Source organism: Lactococcus hircilactis (assembly GCF_009601015.1).
Classification (GTDB): Bacteria; Bacillota; Bacilli; order Lactobacillales; family Streptococcaceae; genus Lactococcus; species Lactococcus hircilactis.
On the sequence record NZ_WITJ01000025.1, the window covers coordinates 1 to 18949 of the forward strand.

At 36.3% G+C, this 18949-nt stretch carries 26 protein-coding genes and 2 pseudogenes; 1 reads left to right on the forward strand and 27 read right to left on the reverse strand.

From position 1 onward, the window contains the following. The 19 genes and pseudogenes from GHI93_RS11855 to GHI93_RS11945 form a co-directional block, all read right to left on the reverse strand. Nucleotides 1-410, reverse strand: a pseudogene (locus GHI93_RS11855) (phage tail protein); the annotation flags it as partial. Then, nucleotides 410-1990, reverse strand: a complete 1581-nt coding sequence (locus GHI93_RS11860; protein ID WP_153497229.1) for a distal tail protein Dit — start codon at nucleotides 1988-1990, stop codon at nucleotides 410-412. The pseudogene GHI93_RS11855 and the gene GHI93_RS11860, both read right to left, overlap by 1 nt. Continuing rightward, entirely contained in the window at nucleotides 1974-6158 is a 4185-nt protein-coding gene (locus GHI93_RS11865) for a tape measure protein (protein ID WP_153497230.1), read from the reverse strand. Before GHI93_RS11865 ends, GHI93_RS11860 begins: the two co-directional genes overlap by 17 nt. Nucleotides 6159-6175: 17 nt before the next feature. Then, on the reverse strand, nucleotides 6176-6346 hold the full coding sequence (locus tag GHI93_RS11870) for a hypothetical protein (RefSeq protein ID WP_021166226.1): 171 nt from the start codon (nucleotides 6344-6346) through the stop codon (nucleotides 6176-6178). 17 nt (nucleotides 6347-6363) lie between these two features. After that, nucleotides 6364-6708 (reverse strand): phage tail tube assembly chaperone, encoded by a 345-nt coding sequence (locus GHI93_RS11875; RefSeq protein WP_021166227.1) that lies wholly within the window; start codon nucleotides 6706-6708, stop codon nucleotides 6364-6366. A gap of 59 nt (nucleotides 6709-6767) precedes the next feature. Further along, complete coding sequence (locus tag GHI93_RS11880; RefSeq protein WP_153497231.1) at nucleotides 6768-7394, reverse strand: phage tail protein; 627 nt, start codon at nucleotides 7392-7394, stop codon at nucleotides 6768-6770. A 1-nt stretch (nucleotide 7395) separates the two neighbouring features. Next, nucleotides 7396-7791, reverse strand: coding sequence for a DUF806 family protein (locus GHI93_RS11885; protein ID WP_153497232.1), 396 nt, complete (start codon nucleotides 7789-7791; stop codon nucleotides 7396-7398). Further along, on the reverse strand, nucleotides 7788-8270 hold the full coding sequence (locus GHI93_RS11890) for an HK97 gp10 family phage protein (protein WP_153497233.1): 483 nt from the start codon (nucleotides 8268-8270) through the stop codon (nucleotides 7788-7790). The genes GHI93_RS11885 and GHI93_RS11890 overlap by 4 nt, the downstream gene beginning before the upstream one ends. Beyond that, the gene (locus GHI93_RS11895; protein WP_153497234.1) at nucleotides 8270-8605 is read right to left on the reverse strand and encodes a phage head closure protein; all 336 of its coding nucleotides are present in this window, start codon (nucleotides 8603-8605) and stop codon (nucleotides 8270-8272) included. Before GHI93_RS11895 ends, GHI93_RS11890 begins: the two co-directional genes overlap by 1 nt. After that, on the reverse strand, nucleotides 8592-8897 hold the full coding sequence (locus tag GHI93_RS11900) for a head-tail connector protein (protein ID WP_153497235.1): 306 nt from the start codon (nucleotides 8895-8897) through the stop codon (nucleotides 8592-8594). The genes GHI93_RS11895 and GHI93_RS11900 overlap by 14 nt, the downstream gene beginning before the upstream one ends. Nucleotides 8898-8907: 10 nt before the next feature. Beyond that, complete coding sequence (locus tag GHI93_RS11905) at nucleotides 8908-10221, reverse strand: phage major capsid protein (protein ID WP_153497236.1); 1314 nt, start codon at nucleotides 10219-10221, stop codon at nucleotides 8908-8910. Continuing rightward, nucleotides 10211-10789: an HK97 family phage prohead protease gene (locus GHI93_RS11910; protein ID WP_343030374.1), complete on the reverse strand. Its 579-nt coding sequence runs from the start codon at nucleotides 10787-10789 to the stop codon at nucleotides 10211-10213. The genes GHI93_RS11905 and GHI93_RS11910 overlap by 11 nt, the downstream gene beginning before the upstream one ends. Before the next feature lie 8 nt (nucleotides 10790-10797). Then, on the reverse strand, nucleotides 10798-11877 hold the full coding sequence (locus tag GHI93_RS11915) for a phage portal protein (RefSeq protein ID WP_153497237.1): 1080 nt from the start codon (nucleotides 11875-11877) through the stop codon (nucleotides 10798-10800). Then, nucleotides 11874-12038 carry a hypothetical protein gene (locus GHI93_RS11920; protein WP_153497238.1) on the reverse strand — a complete coding sequence of 55 codons (165 nt, stop codon included), beginning with the start codon at nucleotides 12036-12038 and terminating at the stop codon, nucleotides 11874-11876. The genes GHI93_RS11915 and GHI93_RS11920 overlap by 4 nt, the downstream gene beginning before the upstream one ends. Before the next feature lie 8 nt (nucleotides 12039-12046). Next, the gene (locus tag GHI93_RS11925) at nucleotides 12047-13861 is read right to left on the reverse strand and encodes a terminase large subunit (protein WP_153497239.1); all 1815 of its coding nucleotides are present in this window, start codon (nucleotides 13859-13861) and stop codon (nucleotides 12047-12049) included. After that, nucleotides 13861-14256 carry a phage terminase small subunit P27 family gene (locus GHI93_RS11930; protein WP_153497240.1) on the reverse strand — a complete coding sequence of 132 codons (396 nt, stop codon included), beginning with the start codon at nucleotides 14254-14256 and terminating at the stop codon, nucleotides 13861-13863. The genes GHI93_RS11925 and GHI93_RS11930 overlap by 1 nt, the downstream gene beginning before the upstream one ends. A 158-nt stretch (nucleotides 14257-14414) precedes the next feature. Then, complete coding sequence (locus GHI93_RS11935) at nucleotides 14415-14918, reverse strand: HNH endonuclease family protein (RefSeq protein ID WP_010905373.1); 504 nt, start codon at nucleotides 14916-14918, stop codon at nucleotides 14415-14417. A 5-nt stretch (nucleotides 14919-14923) separates the two neighbouring features. After that, entirely contained in the window at nucleotides 14924-15160 is a 237-nt protein-coding gene (locus tag GHI93_RS11940; protein ID WP_058221812.1) for a hypothetical protein, read from the reverse strand. Nucleotides 15161-15386: 226 nt separating this feature from the next. Then, nucleotides 15387-15809, reverse strand: coding sequence for a RinA family protein (locus GHI93_RS11945; protein ID WP_153497242.1), 423 nt, complete (start codon nucleotides 15807-15809; stop codon nucleotides 15387-15389). A gap of 384 nt (nucleotides 15810-16193) precedes the next feature. On the opposite strand from GHI93_RS11945, the gene GHI93_RS12890 reads away from it, so the two are divergent. Continuing rightward, entirely contained in the window at nucleotides 16194-16349 is a 156-nt protein-coding gene (locus tag GHI93_RS12890) for a hypothetical protein (protein WP_170272448.1), read from the forward strand. 38 nt (nucleotides 16350-16387) lie between these two features. Here GHI93_RS12890 and GHI93_RS11950 read toward each other — a convergent pair whose 3' ends face one another. The 8 genes and pseudogenes from GHI93_RS11950 to GHI93_RS12895 form a co-directional block, all read right to left on the reverse strand. Next, nucleotides 16388-16549, reverse strand: a complete 162-nt coding sequence (locus GHI93_RS11950) for a DUF1660 family phage protein (RefSeq protein WP_153497243.1) — start codon at nucleotides 16547-16549, stop codon at nucleotides 16388-16390. After that, a complete protein-coding gene (locus tag GHI93_RS11955) occupies nucleotides 16546-16764 on the reverse strand; it encodes a hypothetical protein (RefSeq protein ID WP_246177127.1) in 219 nt (72 codons plus the stop codon). Before GHI93_RS11955 ends, GHI93_RS11950 begins: the two co-directional genes overlap by 4 nt. A gap of 47 nt (nucleotides 16765-16811) precedes the next feature. Next, complete coding sequence (locus GHI93_RS11960) at nucleotides 16812-17003, reverse strand: hypothetical protein (protein WP_153497207.1); 192 nt, start codon at nucleotides 17001-17003, stop codon at nucleotides 16812-16814. Nucleotides 17004-17067: 64 nt separating this feature from the next. Beyond that, nucleotides 17068-17466, reverse strand: coding sequence for a DUF3850 domain-containing protein (locus tag GHI93_RS11965; RefSeq protein WP_153497245.1), 399 nt, complete (start codon nucleotides 17464-17466; stop codon nucleotides 17068-17070). A gap of 33 nt (nucleotides 17467-17499) precedes the next feature. Continuing rightward, a complete protein-coding gene (locus tag GHI93_RS11970) occupies nucleotides 17500-17751 on the reverse strand; it encodes a hypothetical protein (protein WP_153497246.1) in 252 nt (83 codons plus the stop codon). Nucleotides 17752-17817: 66 nt separating this feature from the next. Then, a complete protein-coding gene (locus tag GHI93_RS11975) occupies nucleotides 17818-18012 on the reverse strand; it encodes a DUF7336 domain-containing protein (RefSeq protein ID WP_153497247.1) in 195 nt (64 codons plus the stop codon). Nucleotides 18013-18028: 16 nt separating this feature from the next. Beyond that, complete coding sequence (locus GHI93_RS11980) at nucleotides 18029-18679, reverse strand: hypothetical protein (protein WP_153497248.1); 651 nt, start codon at nucleotides 18677-18679, stop codon at nucleotides 18029-18031. Beyond that, nucleotides 18676-18949, reverse strand: a pseudogene (locus GHI93_RS12895) (hypothetical protein); the annotation flags it as partial. The pseudogene GHI93_RS12895 and the gene GHI93_RS11980, both read right to left, overlap by 4 nt.

Here is an 18949-nt window from a genome sequence, read left to right on the forward strand (position 1 = left end):
ATCGTAATTTGAGTGCGTGAGATAAGCCCCATGGTGTCAAAGTACCATTGGATATTATGACTTGCAGTATTAGCAAGTGGATTAGACATCTCGTTCATCAGTTCTCTATCAAGTGAGACGCAAACAAATGATATTTCTGAACTGGTCTCATGCACTGCTTGGGACGATGCGGGAGACATCAGATAGTCTTTACCGTTTTTTCTAAAGCTGAAATAGCTTTGATGGTTTAAGAACTGAACGTAATCCTGAAGCTTATTATTGATTATTTTTGAGACTGTAAATTTATGAGTGGTAGCTCCTTGGTCTAGGTAGTCGTGAAACTCATCATTATAGTAGTTAGGCAGCCCTGGAACGTCATTGCTTAACATGGCTACTTTTCGTAATTGTGAATCTAAAACATTAATTAGCATTAAAGTATCCTTTCTTGCCAAGTGATTTGAACATCTGGTGGCGTGGTATTCCAAGACGATTGAATGATTTTAAGCTTGCTAATGCCTGGTGGAATGCTGAACGGATCTGTTCCTGTTACAGTTTCAGTAATGGATGAGATACCGTCAATAGTTACTCCACCGTCAGCCATCGTGACAGAAATAGCTGAGCCTTTCTTATAGCGATTTGGTAAATCGTCCCATTTCTGAACATTATCTTTCCTGCACCAGAATCGCCTTAATTGCATATTTGAGACCATGCCATTTTTATTTCCAATCCAGTCGCCAATGAAGAAATAGACCTTTGCAATGGCAGAATTAGCAAGCTCTGGGATTTGGATTGTCTTTCTGCTGTTCCGCCAATAGAAGCTGAAAGCACCGCCATTCTTAACGAAGTCAGCGCTACCTGTTCTGTTATTGAACATCACATTATTTTCTGGGTCTTTTGCATTCTCCCCATTGTTCATAGTAAATGGCATTGATTGCCACTCTCTAGGATTGTTGCCACCGACCCAAAACTTAGCAGCGCCTTTATTTCCTGTCATGTCAATTTTTACAATCCCATAACCAGCTAAGAAGACATCATTTGCGTCTGTAAACATCACTTGCGTAACTCCTGTTTGGCCGTTTGTACCCGCCCATTCAAGAAATCTCATCCAAGCGTAGAAATTAACAGAGCCAAGTTGTCCATTTGAATCAGCGGGTAAGGTTAAACATTTCATTCCGCCACGTAGTCCAGTAGTCGCCGAACCGAAGTCAGTTACTTTAAGACCGGTAGTCGTAATTGTTTGCCCTTGCCAGTTGTTCGTTACTGTTCTATATCCGAGTTGCCCGTTTGTGTCGCAAACTCCACCAATAGAAGCCACTTGTGGATTAGGTAATCCTTTGACATCAACCAGTTTAGAAAACTGATTATCATTATCGGAATCATATAGAATTTCACTGTTATGGAGGAAGACACCATCAACTTCTTCACGCTTACCAATTTCAAGCGCTCCATTTACTCCAGCGATTCCGAAATAGCCGTTTTCATGATTATTTGTTAATGTGAGATTAATCCAAGCTGGAAGTGTTCCTTGATTGTTGATTGTTACATCAACAGAACCGTCAGAATTAGGAGTGATAGAACCATCAACTCCCCCTGAATTATCTGAGTTTAAAACATTAGTATATGTCGAATAGGCGTGACCTTCTGGGACTAGGAATGTGATTGAACCTATAGCTTGATAAAAAGATGATTCATCTAGTGTAGGCGTTCCGTCTGGCACTGCATACCATACTTTATTTGGGTCATCTCCAAAAATAAGCGGTGCTGGTTCTGTAACATTCAAGAAAGAAGCAATATTGTTTCTAGTCGTGACAAAACGGTCTTTTTTAACATTAGCAATAAAATTGACTGTAATGCTTTTAGAACCGATAGAACTATTAATGAAGTCAGACCCTATTCTTAAGCGGTTTCTAGTGCTATTGTTCCAGCTAGAACCGATATTCCTAGTAATGGCAGTGAAACCATCAACCATCCCTGACAACTCTACTCCGTTGAAATTAACCGAAAATGCCATTTCCTCCCCTTCCTGCGTTTATAATATTGCGCAAGCTACTTCTTGCATTCATTTCGTCCTCTAGCGGTTGCACAAGTTCCCTTACTACTGTTTTCTTATCAAGCAATAGTTGCAAGATAGTTGGTGTGTCTTTTCCGTTTTGCAATAGTTCTAAAATTCTCGAAACAATAATGATAAGTCTATCAATCCCCTGACTTTCACTAGCTGAGCTATTACCGTTAATCCGTTGATTAGCTTCCGCAAGCAATTGATTCGCTCTTGCATTTTTTTCAATAGACAAAGGAATAACCATTTCTGGCTTATTTCCTTCGCCTATTTCATAAAGACCGTGACTGGTAATCAGTCCGCCATTTTCGTAACCATGTCCATTCCCAAGGAATGACAAACTTGAACCGTAACGGCTTTTAGCATAATTAAGAGCAGCTAATAAGTTATCGTAACCATTAAAAATATCACCATGGCCAGGGAATTTATATGCGTTAAATGTAGCTGAAATTGTTTGCATCAACCCTTTTGCAAGGTCACCAGTGATATTGTTAATATCCCCGATGTTCCCTTGAATGGCTTTTTCATTACCGCTTGACTCAGAAGCGATTTGGCGAAGCACACGGTCAATCATGTCTTGGCTAGTACTCAAGCCGTTAGCTGCAAGCGCCTGTTTAACTTGTCCAGCCCAACGTTGAACACCGGAACCAGATGGCGAACCTTGAGAACCGCCACCGTCATCTTCGTATTTTTTCTTTAATGAACCAAGTAATTTCTTGATTGGGTCAACGATTGCATTGACAAATCCATTACCAAGAGCTGGTGCTATAGAAGTAACTAAAGGAGAACCACTAATACCTGATATAGCATTAGTCATGAAGTGAGTTAAAGTCTTAATAGGATGCTTAATCATTTCTGTTAAGCCATCCCATTTATCTTTAATCCATGATCCAATTGAGCTTAACCAATCTGGAGTACCGTTTTCAAAATGAGGGATAGCGTTAGCGGGGACAACTGTTTCACCACCTTGGAAGTTTACAAGCCTGTTCCGACCTTCCAGTACATGCATTTGACCTGAATTGTCTATAACAGCTTCTTGGTAATGTTCGCCTGGCGCATCGTTAATTAATGCGACCCCTTTAGGTGCGCCTTTAGTACCGTTCGCCAGTTTAGGTACTTTACTAATAGCGTTTTTAGAGCCACCAAATGTATGAATGACATCATTAATTCCGCCGATACCAGTATTTATAACTCCGATAACGTCGTTTATACCTGATTTCGCAAACTTAACAAGTCCATCCCACATTTTAGAGAAGCCTGTAGATACACCATCCCAAATACTACTAAAGAACTTTCCGATTGTTTCAAGAGGTCCTTTAATTAAGTTATAAAGTGAATCGACTTGAGTCTTACCAGTTTTAGTGAGGTTATCCCAAATTTTACCGAAGAAACTACTAATTCCACCCCAAATCTTATTCCAAGTACTGCTAATAGTATTAATAGTCGATGAAATGGTATCGCTCAACCACTTGATAATTGGAGTAAGAGTTTTTTGGATTCCATGCCAAACATCACTGAAAAACTTACTAATATTTTTCCAAACGCTTGTCCATGTTTTTTGAACAGGCGTCCATATTGAATATAAAAAGCTCGTTAGAGTTTTCCAAGCTGATTGAATCCACTTAATAAGCGTAGTGATAATTTTCTGCAATGGTTTCACAAGTGGTTTTGCGATAGTCATTGCAATACCAACGGGAAGAGCCAAAGCAATAATAAGTACACGTCCTATGCCTTTTAAAGCTTTAGCAAGAGTATCAAGAATAGTTTTACCTATTTTTTCAACTGATTTTTTTATCCCGTTAACTTGTTTACCAAAAATTGACTCAATATACTTCCATATTGAGTCCCAGACTTTTTTCAAATCTTTCCCAAGATTTTTCCAGTTACCAGTGAAGAAATCAATGAAGAGTTTAAAGACATTTTTAATTACTTTTACATAACTATTGAATATTTTAGAAACATCTTCCCACGCTTTTTTGAACCACTTGACAGCTTCAGATGCAAACTCTTTGACAGCTTTGATAATCCCATCAACAAATTCACGGAATTTTTTATTGTGTTTATAAAGTTCAAAAAGGGCAATACCTAACGCAGTGATAGCAGTAATAGCAATACCGATAGGATTTGTTAACAAGAAAGTTCCCATTGTTTTGAAACCTTTTCCTACACCGATAGCAGCTTTACCTAGACCAGTTAATGCTTTGGTTCCCTTTTCAGCGTCTTTAATTACGAATAATTTTTTTAATGCTTCATATTTTTCAACTCCTTTAAGTACTCCCAAAGTCCCTTTAAGTGCAATGTTGAAACTAAGAATTGAAACTGCCAGAGCTTTAATCGTTTGAGGGTGCTTGGAAGCGAATTCTCCAAACTTATCAAGCCAAGGTAGAACTGTTTTTAGAGTGTCGCCGATTAACTTAAATGCAGCACCGCCTAAATCTTTTACCATACCAAAAAAGTTTTTGATATCATTGGCATGTTTAGAAATAAAGTTCCCTAATTTATCGATTTCATTAGCTAGTCCATTCGCAAAGTCTGCTAATGGATTTTTAGTTCCTTTAAAAACGGAGCTAAAAGCTTTAGAAATAGTTGTGACAGCTTTATTTGCACTATCTCCGATATGAGTAAACGCCTTTTCCGTTTCCTCTCCGTCAAGAGATTTAGACATGTTTTTTAAGAAATTATTATTTGTTTTAAAGAAACCTTCTGTGATTTTTCCAGATAAACTTTGGTATTTTTCTTGCAAGTGAGCAGAAAATCCGTCAAATGAAGTGAGGTAGTTTTCAAGCCCTTTAGGTTTAGCGGCACTCATGTTTTCAATTGTCTTTGATAAATCAGACATTGAAATCTTACCGTCTTTTGCTAATTCATTGAGTTTATCGCGAGAGACACCCATTGTCGTGGATAATGTTTTAGCGAACCCAGGTAGCGTTTTTTCCATTTTGGTAATTGAACCAGAAGTAATTTCACCACTTGCATTCATTTGAGTAAACTTAGTGATAATGTTTTGCATTGCATCATCAGATTTACCAGTTGCACGACCTAAATTAACAAAAGCGTCAGATAATTTTTTAGCGCCATCAGCCGAACCTGTTAATCCATAAGTTTTTTTAGTTAAAAGACTTAATGTATCAATGGAATATTCTGATTCTTCTCGCAAATTTTTGATATTATCAACTAAAGAATCATTCAGTTTTTGATTACCATTTGTAAAATTATTCAAAGAAACCGATAAATTCTGCATTTCTTTGTTATACTCTACGCCAGCTTCTAAAACTCCAGTAAATTTGCTCTTAATATCACCAATCGCACCGATTACGCCACTAGCTAAGATGTTCCCTAAAAATACATCTTTAAAACGGCTATGTGTACGACCTAATAGATCATTAAGGCTTCTAAGCTGACTCTTTACATTACCTATACCCTCTGTACGAGGTTTTATTTCAGTTCCGTTGAGCCTTTTTATATCTCGAGTAGCTTCTGAAACCTTTGTGGACATTTGCGCCACACGAACTTCTTGAAGTTTATAAGCCTTAGAGTTCTTATCGCCTGATTCCCCTAGTTTTTCCAATTCGGTTTTTTGAATCTTTAAAATTTGAGAATATTTTTCTTGAGCTGACTTTAATCCATCAATTTTGGCTTTGTTGGCTTCTTCAGTTTTTCCTTCCGCTTCGAGTTGCTTTACCCGTTCTTCCGTAAGCTTGTTAGAATGTTGAACTTCCTCGTTAAGTTTTGCAAGTCCTGATTTTTGGTACTCATAAGCTTGTTTCGCTTTATCTTGTTGACCATTTAGGGCGGTTAACTTAACTTCTGCTTGAGTAATTTGTGAAGCATATTTTTGATAAGCTTTCTCTCCATCAGAAGTAGAACGGTTAACTTCTGATTGCTCTTGTTTTAGCCGCTCAAGCATTGATTTTTGTTTACTTACAGAATCAGACAAACCCTCATACTTAGCTTTAGAAGCACCTAGAGTATCTCCTGACAGCTTCATTTGAGATTCCATCTGTTTCCAAGCGTTGGTGCTATCTTTAACTGAATTTTTAAGGCTTTCAATACTGGTTACTGCATTAGTAGTATTAACTCCGATATTAGTGGCCAAAGTCCCAGCTACTTTTTCTTTTGCCATATATTCCTCCTTTCTTTTTAAATTAACGAATTCCATTGAGCAGCTAAATCCTCAGCTGACATCATTTTGTTATCAGGATTTGCGCTCATGACATCAAGCAATTCCTCATATTCCTGTTCTCCAATTGTGCTTAAATCCCAATGAAGATTTTGAATCACATCTTTTTCGAATAGCTGTAATTCTAACAAGTGATTATGATTGCTGATTATTCGCTCTCTTGGGCTAAACCCACTTCGCCATTTTCTTTGGCTTTTTTGATATCCGAGTCAGAAGCGCCTTGCAATTTTGCAACAATATAAGAAACAACTTCCATCAACTCTTCCATTTCAAGTTCTTCAAGTTCTTCTTTTTCTTTTTTGCTGAGTTTAGCGATATCAGAGACAAATTCGATAATTGAATCAAGATAATCTAAGACTAGTTCATCGTTTCCTTCACTAATTTTTTCTTCTGCTTCGGCCATGTTTTTGGCAAATTTATAACTCTTCTTGAGATTTTTAATTGAAGCTTTGACTTCAACGGTTTTTTTAAGTTGTTTGATTTTAATTTCCATGTTTTTCTCCAGTATTTTATAAATAAAAAAGCGGGATATAATCATCCCGCACTGTTTAATTATTGTCCGCTTGTGCCGCTTCCACCACTTGGAGCAGATGCAGTATATCCTCCCATAACTTCTTTTAGCATTGCTGTTTTATCGAATCCAGTATCTGCAGCATTGAAAGTTTTCATTCCTTGATTATTCCATGCCTCAAAAGCCATTGATTGATAAGTCAATGCATCTTCAACTCGGTTTTGCGCTGCATTATCAGTTTGAATGTTCAATGCAGTTTCAGTCATTTGCCCATTACCGAATGCGTAAAAAATTGAATGTGAACGATCAATTGATTCTGACTCAATAATCAAAGCAACTTGTGGCAAATCTTGTGATTGAACGTATCCGCCTTTTCCGTCACTTACTTCTCCTTTAATTTTAGATTTAATAGCAAAAGGAAGATTGTTCCAAACTGCAGCGACTTGTGGAAATGATTTTGAACTCACTACATCAACAAGACCGTTGTCCCCGAATTTTTGAGTACCAGCAGCTGCAATATTAGTGATATTTGCCGAAGCTGTACCTAAATCTTTCGGATTTGACATATAAAGTCCATCTGTTGTTAGCCCTGCAGTCCCTGTAAGAATTTTACCTGTTGCTTTATCAATTAATCCAAGATAAGATTTTTTTAAACCTACAATTGTCATTTTATTCTCCTTTTAATTCATTAATTTCCACAATTTTTTCAACTGTGATATTTTTTTTAGTTTGTTGTTTTGTTGTATTAGTACTAACATCTAGGTAATGCGGTTCGCTTGAAGTTGTTATCCATCCGCTATCCTTTAGTTTTTCCATCAATTCTATTTCTGCAAGAAGCATACTTTCAGAGAGATTAAATCCGTAGAAAATTTGGATAGTAACTGCAAGAACAACGCTATTAAAGGTTCCGTCCCCATAGTTAGTAATATCTGATTTAAACTCTGTCAGTAAAACTTGAGTATTGTCTAAATCATTAATATGTTCTTTGGGAATAAAATTTTCAAATACTAACCAAGAGGGTCGGAAAACACCTACTATTTGCGAAACTTCTTGTGTTGGCCTCATTCTGCCCCTTTCTTTTTAAGTATTTCTGAAAAAACTTCTGCTTCCGCTGAAAACATGGCGACTTGAGCTTCCATACTGTCACGATAAGTAGAAACAAAAGGGTCAGATGTAATTGCAACTTGGCCCCCTTTTCTATATTTCGTTCCTTTTTTGGAATACATCGGAAACCGTGTACCGTTTTCAATCAGATGACCTACCCTTGATTTGGTGTAATCCCAACCAACGGTAGAATTTCCATCTTTAATACCATCAATATTAGTGTTCTGAACCAAAATGCTATCGGCTAGATGTGGGTTTTCCCCAGTCTTACGAATGCGATAATGCTTATCTTTTGTGACTTTTTCAAGCCCTTTAGCAAATGCATTTGCCCCAGCTTTGGTTATTTTTGCTTTATCTTCAACTGTTAGAGATGTACTGACCGCTTCTGCTTCTTCAATTAAGCTATTCATGATTTCTTCAAAATTAAATTCTTGACCCATCACGAACTCCTTTTGAGCGTCAAATAATCGTACCTGATAATGTTACTTGTTTCATCAGGCGAATAATTGACGATATCATATTGGACATTATCAATCACAGCAAGTTTTAATTTCTCTATTGCTTGATTATGACGTATGATAATCGTACGTGAGTTTTCAAGAGCAGTTCCTTGAAGTTGATATGATTGGCTCAACGTTCTTGTTTTAGAAGCAAACCAAACCGTTAATACTGGAACAAATCCGTCATAACCAGCTCCTGTATATTCATTAGTTAAAGTTTTAACATCTCCTAGTTGAACTTTTTTGTTAAAGTCAGCTAGATTAAGTTTTGCCATTCAGCACCTCCCACATTCTAGCTCTTATTTGATTAATCATAATCTGAATACCAATACCATAGCCTTCTGACAAATCTCTACTGAAATATAGACGGGTTGCAAGAGCTGAAACAGCTCTATTGTACTGGTCTGGTAAATTATCCATGATTTGCTCATCAGTAACTGAATCAGAAATAGAACCACGAATTAAGGCACTAGCATCAGAAATAAGTCTATTCATAGTTGCAATTTCATCATCGTTTGAATCAATATGATTTTCATCAAGTAACTCTTGAGCTGTGATTAGTGCCATAATTCACTCCTTATCCTGCTTGAGTCGGAACAACTGTTACCGCTTTTAGTGTACCTGTCAAGTTAACGATTAAGTCTTTACGAGCTTGTACAACGTTTTCACGCAAGAAGATACCTAATTGTTTATACCAGATATCATAAGTATCTTGGAATTGACCAGTAATTTCAGTAAGTTTAAAGTTGATTACTGCTTTTTTGAGAGGAGCAACAACGATATTTACATCCCCTGCTTTAGCTTTAGGGAACAACGTATCATCAACGATAACAACTGTTTTACCAAGCAAAGTATAACCAGTTGCTGCGGTAACGTTTGGTTGCAACAAAGGACGACCCATTGCATCAGTAGCCATATCAAAGGCATTATAGGCAGATTGTGACATAACAATCGAAGCAGCTGCAGAATCTTGAGGTTTGAAAGTAACGTTCAGAACTTTCTTAATATCTCCAAGTAAGTCAGTAGAGGCAGCTTTTGTAATTCCATCAGTCAAAGCTGTAATGATAAGAGAATCATCAGTATTATCACGAAGCTCAGTCAATCGTGATTGAAGTTCAGCTTGCCAATCATAAGATGAATCAGAAATCAATTCTTGAGAGAATACATAGCCTCCTGTATATGTTTGCAAGTCCCAAAGAATAGGTGTAATAACTGGAGTTGCATTTTTAGTTGTTTGACCATACTCTGTATGAGCAGTCAATAGGTCAGTAGAGTTATTAAAAATTGGAAGCTTACCAGTTGTTGTAGTTACTGATTCAGTACGAACTAATGAACCAAGCCGTGGGAATTGATGCACTTCTTTTTCTGGAGTGAGAATTGTTTCAGGAATAATTACTTTCCCATCTTTCAAAGCAATACCTGTTACATCACGAACTTCACCAGTTTTTAAATAATCAGCAAAAGCAGTCACTTTTTTATCTGCGGTTTCGCCACCAACTTTTAATTTCATATCTTGCAATCCTCCTGCATCTCTTTTTTCTTCATCTTTTACGGGCTTTTTGCCTGTTTCAGTTGCTAATTTTTCTTCAGTTTTAGTTTTTTCTGGATCATCTTCTTTGTTATCTGATGAATTTTCTTCTAATTCATGATCAGCCAAATCAGATTCATCTCGTTTTTCTTCAACTTTTAATGCTGAAGCTTGCTCCAAAACTTCAATATTAGAGCGAATTTCTTTGATTTCATCTTCTTTTTCTTTGATTTCTGCCATTCCAGCTTTGACTTCATCAATTGTTTTGTCTTCTGAATCAGTAAAGCTTCGAATTTCAGCTTTTTTGGTATTAAGTTCAGCAGTTTTAGTCGCTAAATCTTTTTTTAATTTTTCAATTTTCATTGAGTCCTCCTAGGTAGATTTTTACCTTTTCTTTATATTTTCTCGTTCGTTCCGACAAAAAAGCGTCCATTGAACGAGTAACTTGGACGCTTGTATCATCATAAGCTGGTCTACTTACAACGCTTATTTCACTCAACGTTTGAAGTTGATTAATAATTCTTATTGGACTATCTGCTCCTTGTTGCCAAGAATCACCACCGTCCGCAACAGAGAATCCAAAACTCATACCTTTAAGGTTCCCAGCCTTAATATTGTTATAAACGTCATGGCCAACTGTTGTATCTGGCATATCCAAAACAAAATGCAAGCCGACGTTATCAATGCTTAACTTTAAAGTTCCTGCATCAACTCTGCCTAGCACATTGGCGTAATCATGGTTATATAAAGCTAATACATCGCTTAAATCTACATTATCAAGCGCTGTCGGAGTGATATACTCAATAAATGGAGCCATTGCAGTGCTAGGAGTATTGAATTTAATAGCATACCCTGCAATTTGTCCAATAAAACCAGTATTTGTAGGACTCCTCGTCTCTAACTCTGTTGAATCAAAATAACGATATTCGATGTTTTCCACTAAATAATCCCCTTGCTTTCTAATAAAGTCTTTGCTTCTGTTGGCTCAATAATTCCTTCTTTTACCCAGTTCAATATATCTGCTTTAAACACAGAATTTGAATAGTCGGTAATGGGAGACATATCAACGCCAATCGATGAATCGCATTTGATTCTCAGTTCTGAAATTAAAGGCTCAATGAATCGGTTTAAAGCATTAACATAAAGATCCTTAATTTGGTCAAGACTCGACTGTTGGTCTCCCGTTCCGTTTAAATAACTGTCAGATACTCCGAAAGCTTTGGCAATTTGAGTTCTTCCCCAATTCATTGAATTAAGGTAATTAGCAACATCGGCATTTATGGATACTGTAGAAAAATCAGCTGATTGATCTAGAACCATGACACGTCCTGAGTTATTTCCTCCGTTTGCTTTTTCGAACTCATTTCTTATAGAGTCTTTAGCTTCTGAAGATAAGGTGCCTTGCGGAACTTTGACAACACTTGTAGGATTAAGCGCTCCTTTTAAAGTTGATAGAGAAAGTCTATTTGCTTCTTTCTGTTGCCCTATTTCGCTTGTAAGAGATTCTAGTGGAGAATGGCCAACCAAGTTATGGAGTGTATCGACACCATAAGCCATGATTTTTACATGTATCATTTCACTAGCGTTATATTTAGCACTTGGATAATCATCAAATTGATTAACTTCGTAAGTCAATGTATCATCGGTCAAATCTATTGTTATAGCGTTACTAGGAATTAACCTCAACTCTTTCATCAAGCTATTATCACCTTTTAAAATGGCTAGAAATACATTCCCGTTAAGCAAAAGATTTAATATAGCTGTTTGCCAGAAACTAAAAGTATTTGTTAAGTGGCTTGGATTGTTTAGAACGCTCGTGAACACTTGATTACCAGTAAATCTGGTACCTGCGATATCCGAGCTAATTAAACTAGTCACTGCATATAAATCGCTATTTTTTAGTGCTTCTGTTGCATCGACAAGCGAATTAGGAACAATCGAACCATTTTGAACCATAAAAGGATAATAATTATTAGGTGTAATTGAGCTTCTGCGTTCAAAAGGGTTTAAAATACTCATGTATGTCCTCCTTTATTTGAATACATATAAGCTAGAGCAAACAACAATATCCCTGAAACAATTAGCCCTATCGGAACATTAATAATGAATACACCAACCGATACAAATAAAAAACCAACGAAAACAAGTAGCGCTGGTAAGTATGTAATTAAATTTTCCATTTTCCTCCTTAAAAACTAAATCCATTAATAAAGTAGTCGCTGATTTCTTCGTCATTCATATTTCCGAAAGGCGAATTTGTTTTCTTTTCTTCTACATTTGTAAAATCATTAAAGTAAAATTGTCCTTCATAAAGTGCATTGACAATAGCATCAGCAGCATCTATTTTTTGAGAATTGACATTTTTATCAAGCTTAATCCCATTATTATCAGAAACAGTAACTGCATTGACTAGGCCTTGAATTAACGCTTGGTCATCAAGCATTGTAATATTATGCTTAATAAACGAAGACTGTAAGAATTTAGTAGGCTCATTAAGCGACTTTATCCCTTGTCTTACTGGAATCAGAAGATATTCTTCTTTGACTTCATCCAGTCGTCTAATGAAATTTCCCGTTCCCCACTGGTCATACAAAATAGCTTTTACTTTTAACTCGTTTTTTTCTATGAAATTAAGCATCCAATTAAAAACTTCATCTTCATCAATCAGTCCAAAACGGTCTCTAGTTATAGTTGCGAACCCTTTTTCTTGAACCGCACGATAATCAATGTTATCTCTTTGTTCCTTGGCTTCAATAGAACCAGCTTTCGCAATAGGTATCCAGCTATGTTGATGCAAATGAAATTTACTGCCACTATGAGGAAATACAAAAGCTAATGAGGTATCATCGTTTGTTTGCGAGTAGTCAAAACCAATAAAGACATCACGGCCGAAGTAATCAAACTCATCTACAATGGCACCTTGAACCAAATCTAATGGCAAATAAGCGTTCTTTTTTGCGTTCTGCCATAAGTTCATATTCTTAACGTAAAAGTCACGTATGCGCCCTTGAGAGTTTAATGAATCACGTTCGGTAATCATCCCCTCTGTAAGGTTCTTGCGCATAGACTCTATTTCCATTAATGGATTTGACTTAGGCCATGTTTCAATTAGATAAGCTTCATCTTCGCTATCTTGTTCCCATATAAGAACTAAATCTTTTTCAGAACTACTCCAATCACCAGATTCAAGCATTTTAGAATACCGCTTATAATCTTCAAACATCGGAACAGTCGGGTCAACTCCAGCTGTTGAAATAAAAAACATCTGAGCTAATGGATTATTAACCATACCAGATGTCATTGAGCTAATAAAATCACGTTGTTTTTGACCAAATAAATGATATTCATCAACGATACCAGTAGTATAATGGTCAGAATCTGCTGGACTTCCTTGAGCAGAAAGTTTTTTCATTACCGCAGACTGCTTTTTTATCTCCATAACTTGAGAATTATCGTTGATATCTAAAGCTTTAGCAAGCTTTTTAAATACACCATCTTTCAATTGAATCCAATTGAACCTCATATAATTAAATAAGTTATGTGTGTGAGCAATATCTATTGAACTTACTGCAAGCTGTCTATTTATTTTAGGAGAACCAAATAAGAAATTATAAAGTGCATAAGTTGCAAGTACTTGGGTCTTACCGTTTGTCCGGGCCATTGAAATAAAGATTGTTTTAAATCTCATTCCTTTTGTCTCTGGATTACGCCACCCTTTAACAGAAGCTAGAATAAACTTTTGATAAGGTGATGCTTCAAATGGTTCGCCACTCGTTACATCTTTCAGGAGTGTTGAAAATTCTACAATTTTCTTAGCTTGTTCTGAATCATAGATATAAATGAACGCATCATCTTTATCAATTCTTCTTAAGTCATCAATGTGGCGTTTACAGGCTTGTTTTATTTTTTCCCCTGAGATTATAGTTCCGTCAAGTACACCAATTGCATAAGATAAAGCTGGATCATCTGGATAACGTTCTATTAAATCTTTATAGTTATCCATTAACCACCACCAAACTTAGAAGTCCAATCAATTTCTTCTTCATCTTCATCATCTACTAAACTCAACAATTCACTGCGGCTTTTAGGTGTCATCCCCAAAGAATCACAAGCGGCCTTGATATTTTTACTTGCTCTATCAATGTCAGCGACTGCTGTGTTAGATTTTATCAAGCCATTTTCTGTGAAGTATTGTGTCCCATTCTCTTTGATAGAATCATAGGAGTCTCTGAAAATCTGATAATTTACACATAACGATTCTATTAACGTTCTATCTAAATCATTCACAGAAAGTTGTTTGTTTAGAATTGGTACAACTCTTTGCCACATATATCTTGCTTTCCCACCAAGGTAAGTTGGAGGGCTTTCTGATATTTTTTTAATTTCTTTAATACTCATATTTCCTCCTTTTTACTACATAACTTTTCGGGGTCAATTATCTTTGTTAACGTTGTGGTTGAGCGATTTCGTCTCAGAAAAAAAGTTTTCAAAAATCACTTTTTTCGAAAGGGAGCCACTATTGGTATACGGTATTCCTAAAAGCAATGACGGGGGGGCTATTTTTTATTTTTTAAAACTTTTTTCCACCAATCTCGCCCAACGTTTTTTAATTGCTGGTCAGATAACTTATTTTCTATTGCAGTTTTTTTATTGTGCTGCGATTTAGTTAGAAGCCATAGATTGTCAGTATTATATTGTTCCATTCCTGAAAGCAATCGTCTTGGTATGATGTGGTCGGCTATCAGGTCGCCCTTGTCCCATACCTTACCTTCAATCGCATCAACATAACCATCTCTTGCCTTGACGTACTCAGATACTTTAGACCAACGTTTGTCTTGATAGAATCCATTGTGTAATTCCTTTCGCCTTGTCTGGTCATACTCTCTGTTCTGTTCAGCTTGGTTACGTTGTCCTCTTAAAGTTAGAGATGCCTTAGCTTTACTCTCTGCCCGTTGATTGATGTAATTGCCTAGACGTTCATCGTAATGCTTCTGGCAGTAATTGTGTTTAAGTGGTATCAATTCACGACACCCTACATTTGCACATCGATGTAACCTCATACTACTTACACTAAAGCATAACCTGCAGTGCACGTATTATTAAATACCGCTTTACGTGTAACTCCAGTTGCTTTTCCTGTATAAGTAAAGCTAAAGCCAGTGGTTGTTGGTTTAAAATCAGTCACTTCAAAAAAGTGATAAGTTTGTCCGTTGTTTGTAAATACGATCAGCTCCATTTTTTCTCCTTTAATTTCCTTTGGTTTCATAGGCGCATTAGTTCTTTTAGGTCGCTCAAGATCCATCTTATTCCTCCAACAATAAAAGACTGCCCATTGGACAACCTGTAATAAAATATAATAGCAAGTCAGGGAGTCGAACCCTAACAAGCTTATGAAGCAAATTCAAACCGATACTTATGATATTTGTGCTTTTGCCTTTTACTTCATAATACAAGTATATCAGCAAAAACAAGGGTTGAGGTGCCAATTTTAGGCAATTTCGATTCTTTTTTTGCCTATTTTGTCCCTCTCAAATTAAGTGAATAACAAAAGAATAGATGTCATTCCTAAATTTATAATAAGCAGCTTTAGCTTTCTTCTGTGGAACTTCAAATCCTTGAACATCCAATTCTTGCATTACTTGATACCAGTATCTGCCATTATATCCTTCACATTTTAGTCTTATTATCTCCTTTTCAACTTGAATCAAAGGTAGATACCAGATGTCGATTTGTCTTATCAATTCTCTTAATCTGATTAATTCCTCATCATTTTCAAGCGCTTCTTTATTTAAAACATGACTTTCAGGCTCCGAACCACCAGAATAAGCCGTACGAATACCTAAGTTATCTACTTTTTGTTTATAAAGATATCTACTTTCAATTGATTTTATTCTGGCTTCAAGTCTGCCATTAACGTAATCTCCAATAATTCTATCTAACTTATCTGCCATTAATCAAATTCTCCTTTTGTGGTATAATTAAGTTAGAAAACTTCTTGCCGAAGCCCATTGCCGTGGGCTTTTTTGTTTACCACCAATGCAATGCATATCTACCAAACCAGATAATAAACATGATTAATATAATTGGAATTAAGCATCCTCCGATGCACCTATCTTCGTCCATTTCATTTTCTCCTCCAGTTGAGTTTAGCGAGTTCCTAGCTCAGTATATGTGATATAATATAACTGACCAAAAATAAAATTTCGTAATATTGTTCTTTCATTTTGCTCGAACCTGGTCAGTTCGGGCATTTTGTGTTTTCTAATTATTTGTGATATACTGAAAATATAGAATTTCGCTATGCCTTTCGTAATTTGAAGAAAGGAGAATGTAATATGACATTCACGAACAAAAATAAATTTTTCCAATATACCGTAACTCTTGATGTTTCAAATGATATTTTTAGAGCAAATCTTGCCGACAACTCAGGAATTTATGGCTATGGTAATACTATTGAAGATGCAGTAAAACATTTGGAAAGTTTAGTTTAAAACGACATGCAACTACTACCTATATGGTGGTAGTTTTCTTATTCATTCCCGAACACGTTCTCTGACTCGTCAAGGTCTGAGCGGTTTAAGCGTTTATCTGTAATGTAGCAACGCCGACAAAAGCGTTCTTCATGAGTGCCAAATAAATATACTCTCCATTCCGACCACTTATGCCCGAACAGCTTACACATTAGTTTCATTGGTTGTCCTCCTCAAATACTGATTGCAAATATTCATCTGAATATGGACACCAACCTTCGTCATCAGTCATTTCTTTTTTAAGTTGATTCCAGTTTGAAAACTGACCAATAATATAATCGTTGTCTCCACACGCCTCATAATAATCGTTGTCTCCACACGCCTCATAATAATCTTCGGTTTTTTCTAATTCTTCTTCTGGAGTATCTTCTGACATCAGATAAAACCCTCCACATAAATGGCATTCAACTACCCAAAAATTTTTCATTTGTCCTCTTCCTCTATCGCCTCGCAAACTAACGGAATAAAAGCCATTCCTAAATCGTCTTGCGTGATTGATCCTCTTCGCATAAATTCAGTCGCTTCATCGAGGTCTTTAAATTCACATTCTAACGTATTGCAGCGTCTTTTTCCGTCTAGTCCGATATATTCGGCACTGTAAAATCTAAATTTCATTTTCTTCTCCTAATCTCATAAATATTCACGCCTAGCATCAGCACTGACAGCACTATTAGTATTGTCATTCAATCACCTCTATTCCTAGCACAACATAACCATCGGGAAGTGTGTTAGTGTGGAAGTAGTCATTAATAACATATTCTATAGCAAGAGTTAAGCCTACAGATTCAATAGAAAAACTAAGTCCAGCATCTTCCAGAAGCTTGTTATAGTCATCTAAGTGTCTAGACATCCATTTAATTCTTACTTTGATTGTGTCAGCCTGCTCTTTATCAACTGGCATGTATGGATTTCCAAGAACTCCTACATCTGCAACATAACCACTACCATCAAACCTTTTTAATTCCAAAATATCTCCTACTTTAAAATCGCGGTCATTATTGCGTATCTCGAAATTTTTCTTACCATATTTCACATCATCAAAATATCTGATATCTAGTTTTAATTCATGATTTTTCATTCAATTACCTCCCCACCAGTCGCTGATCCTCCTCTATTTCACAACTCTCGAAATAATGCTGCTGGCTTTTTTCTCAGAGTATGGTCCGACATATTCTTTTAAAGCAGCTCTAACGCATTCTTTTGCGTACTCTTGCATTTGCTCTGCTGTGTAAAGTTTAGGAAAATCTTCAACCTCAATAGCGTTTTCCTTGCACCCTCTATCAATGGTATAACTATATGCTGTATCATTTTCAAATATTACAAAATCTTCTGGGCTTACCGCTTCAATCTCGCTTAGTTTCATTTTTCGTGTCCTCCAAATTCATCATCCCTCTACCACTTTCATTGACCAGCGATATTAGTTTGTCGGTCATTCAATATATCCTCCTAAGTAGCTTGGTGTTTCATTTTCATCAATATCCATAACAGATATGGTAGGATAATCTAATTTCATTTCACTTGCTCGCTTATTAGCTTTCTTTTCGGTTGAGAATACTCCGAAAAGTTCCATTTCTGAACCCCAATTTTCATCATAGGTATCTGCGGTTAAAACATATACTTTCATTTTATTTTTCCTTATTTTATTCTATGAGTGGAATCCAGTCAGGAAATTTACTTTCAATATGTTCAATTGCCTGTTCCGTCCATTCGTGAATTCCTAAAAATTCCATGGCATCTTGGCTGTGTGGGATGACGTTTACCTCTGAGAAACCGATCGGATTATCAGTACTGTTTTGAATGAAATAAACTTGCTTCACGGCCATTTCCAATGCATCACCATGAATGATTACACCATTCATTCCTCGAATTGCAAAAGCGTGGATTAAGAATGAAATAGCTTCATCTGATAATTCTAATGCCTGATACCAATAGTTACTAGGTAAATAGTCAAAAAAGTCTGTATTCATTCGGTCATTTTGCCATTTTTGGATAATTAGCGTTCCTGTTCCTGCCCCAGTTAAATCAGCGCCACCAGAACCACCTACAAGCAATGCTGTGAGTTTTCCAAGTGAATCGGGTGTATAATGTTGTCCTTTTAATGAAACAGCCGAGTGAGTCATAAAATAATCTCTAAAGAAATCAATGCCCATGTCATGGTGGATGTTTAATATTTTAGAGTAAAATTCTTCACGTCCTTTTTTATCAAAAACAAGTTCTTGAATTCGATTTGTGAAATTCATATGTTCATCAACATTGAGCATGTCATAGAATTGTTGCTCAGTAATTGTCATCTATCCCCTCCAATCGCTGCGAGTGCTGATTCAGTAACCGATTTTAAATTCTCTACTGAATACATATTTAAACTACCATTCAATTCACAATGATTATCACAGCCATAATTACATTCGTGAATATCATCATCTATAATTTCAGATATTTCTGTCAGTGCCTTTTTCGCAGTGTTAATCTGTTCTTGGAGTACTATTTTGTCATCAATAAGCCCTTCCATGCTTTCAAGCAAAATAGTTGATTCTTTGATAGTTAAATTTATTCTATAGCTT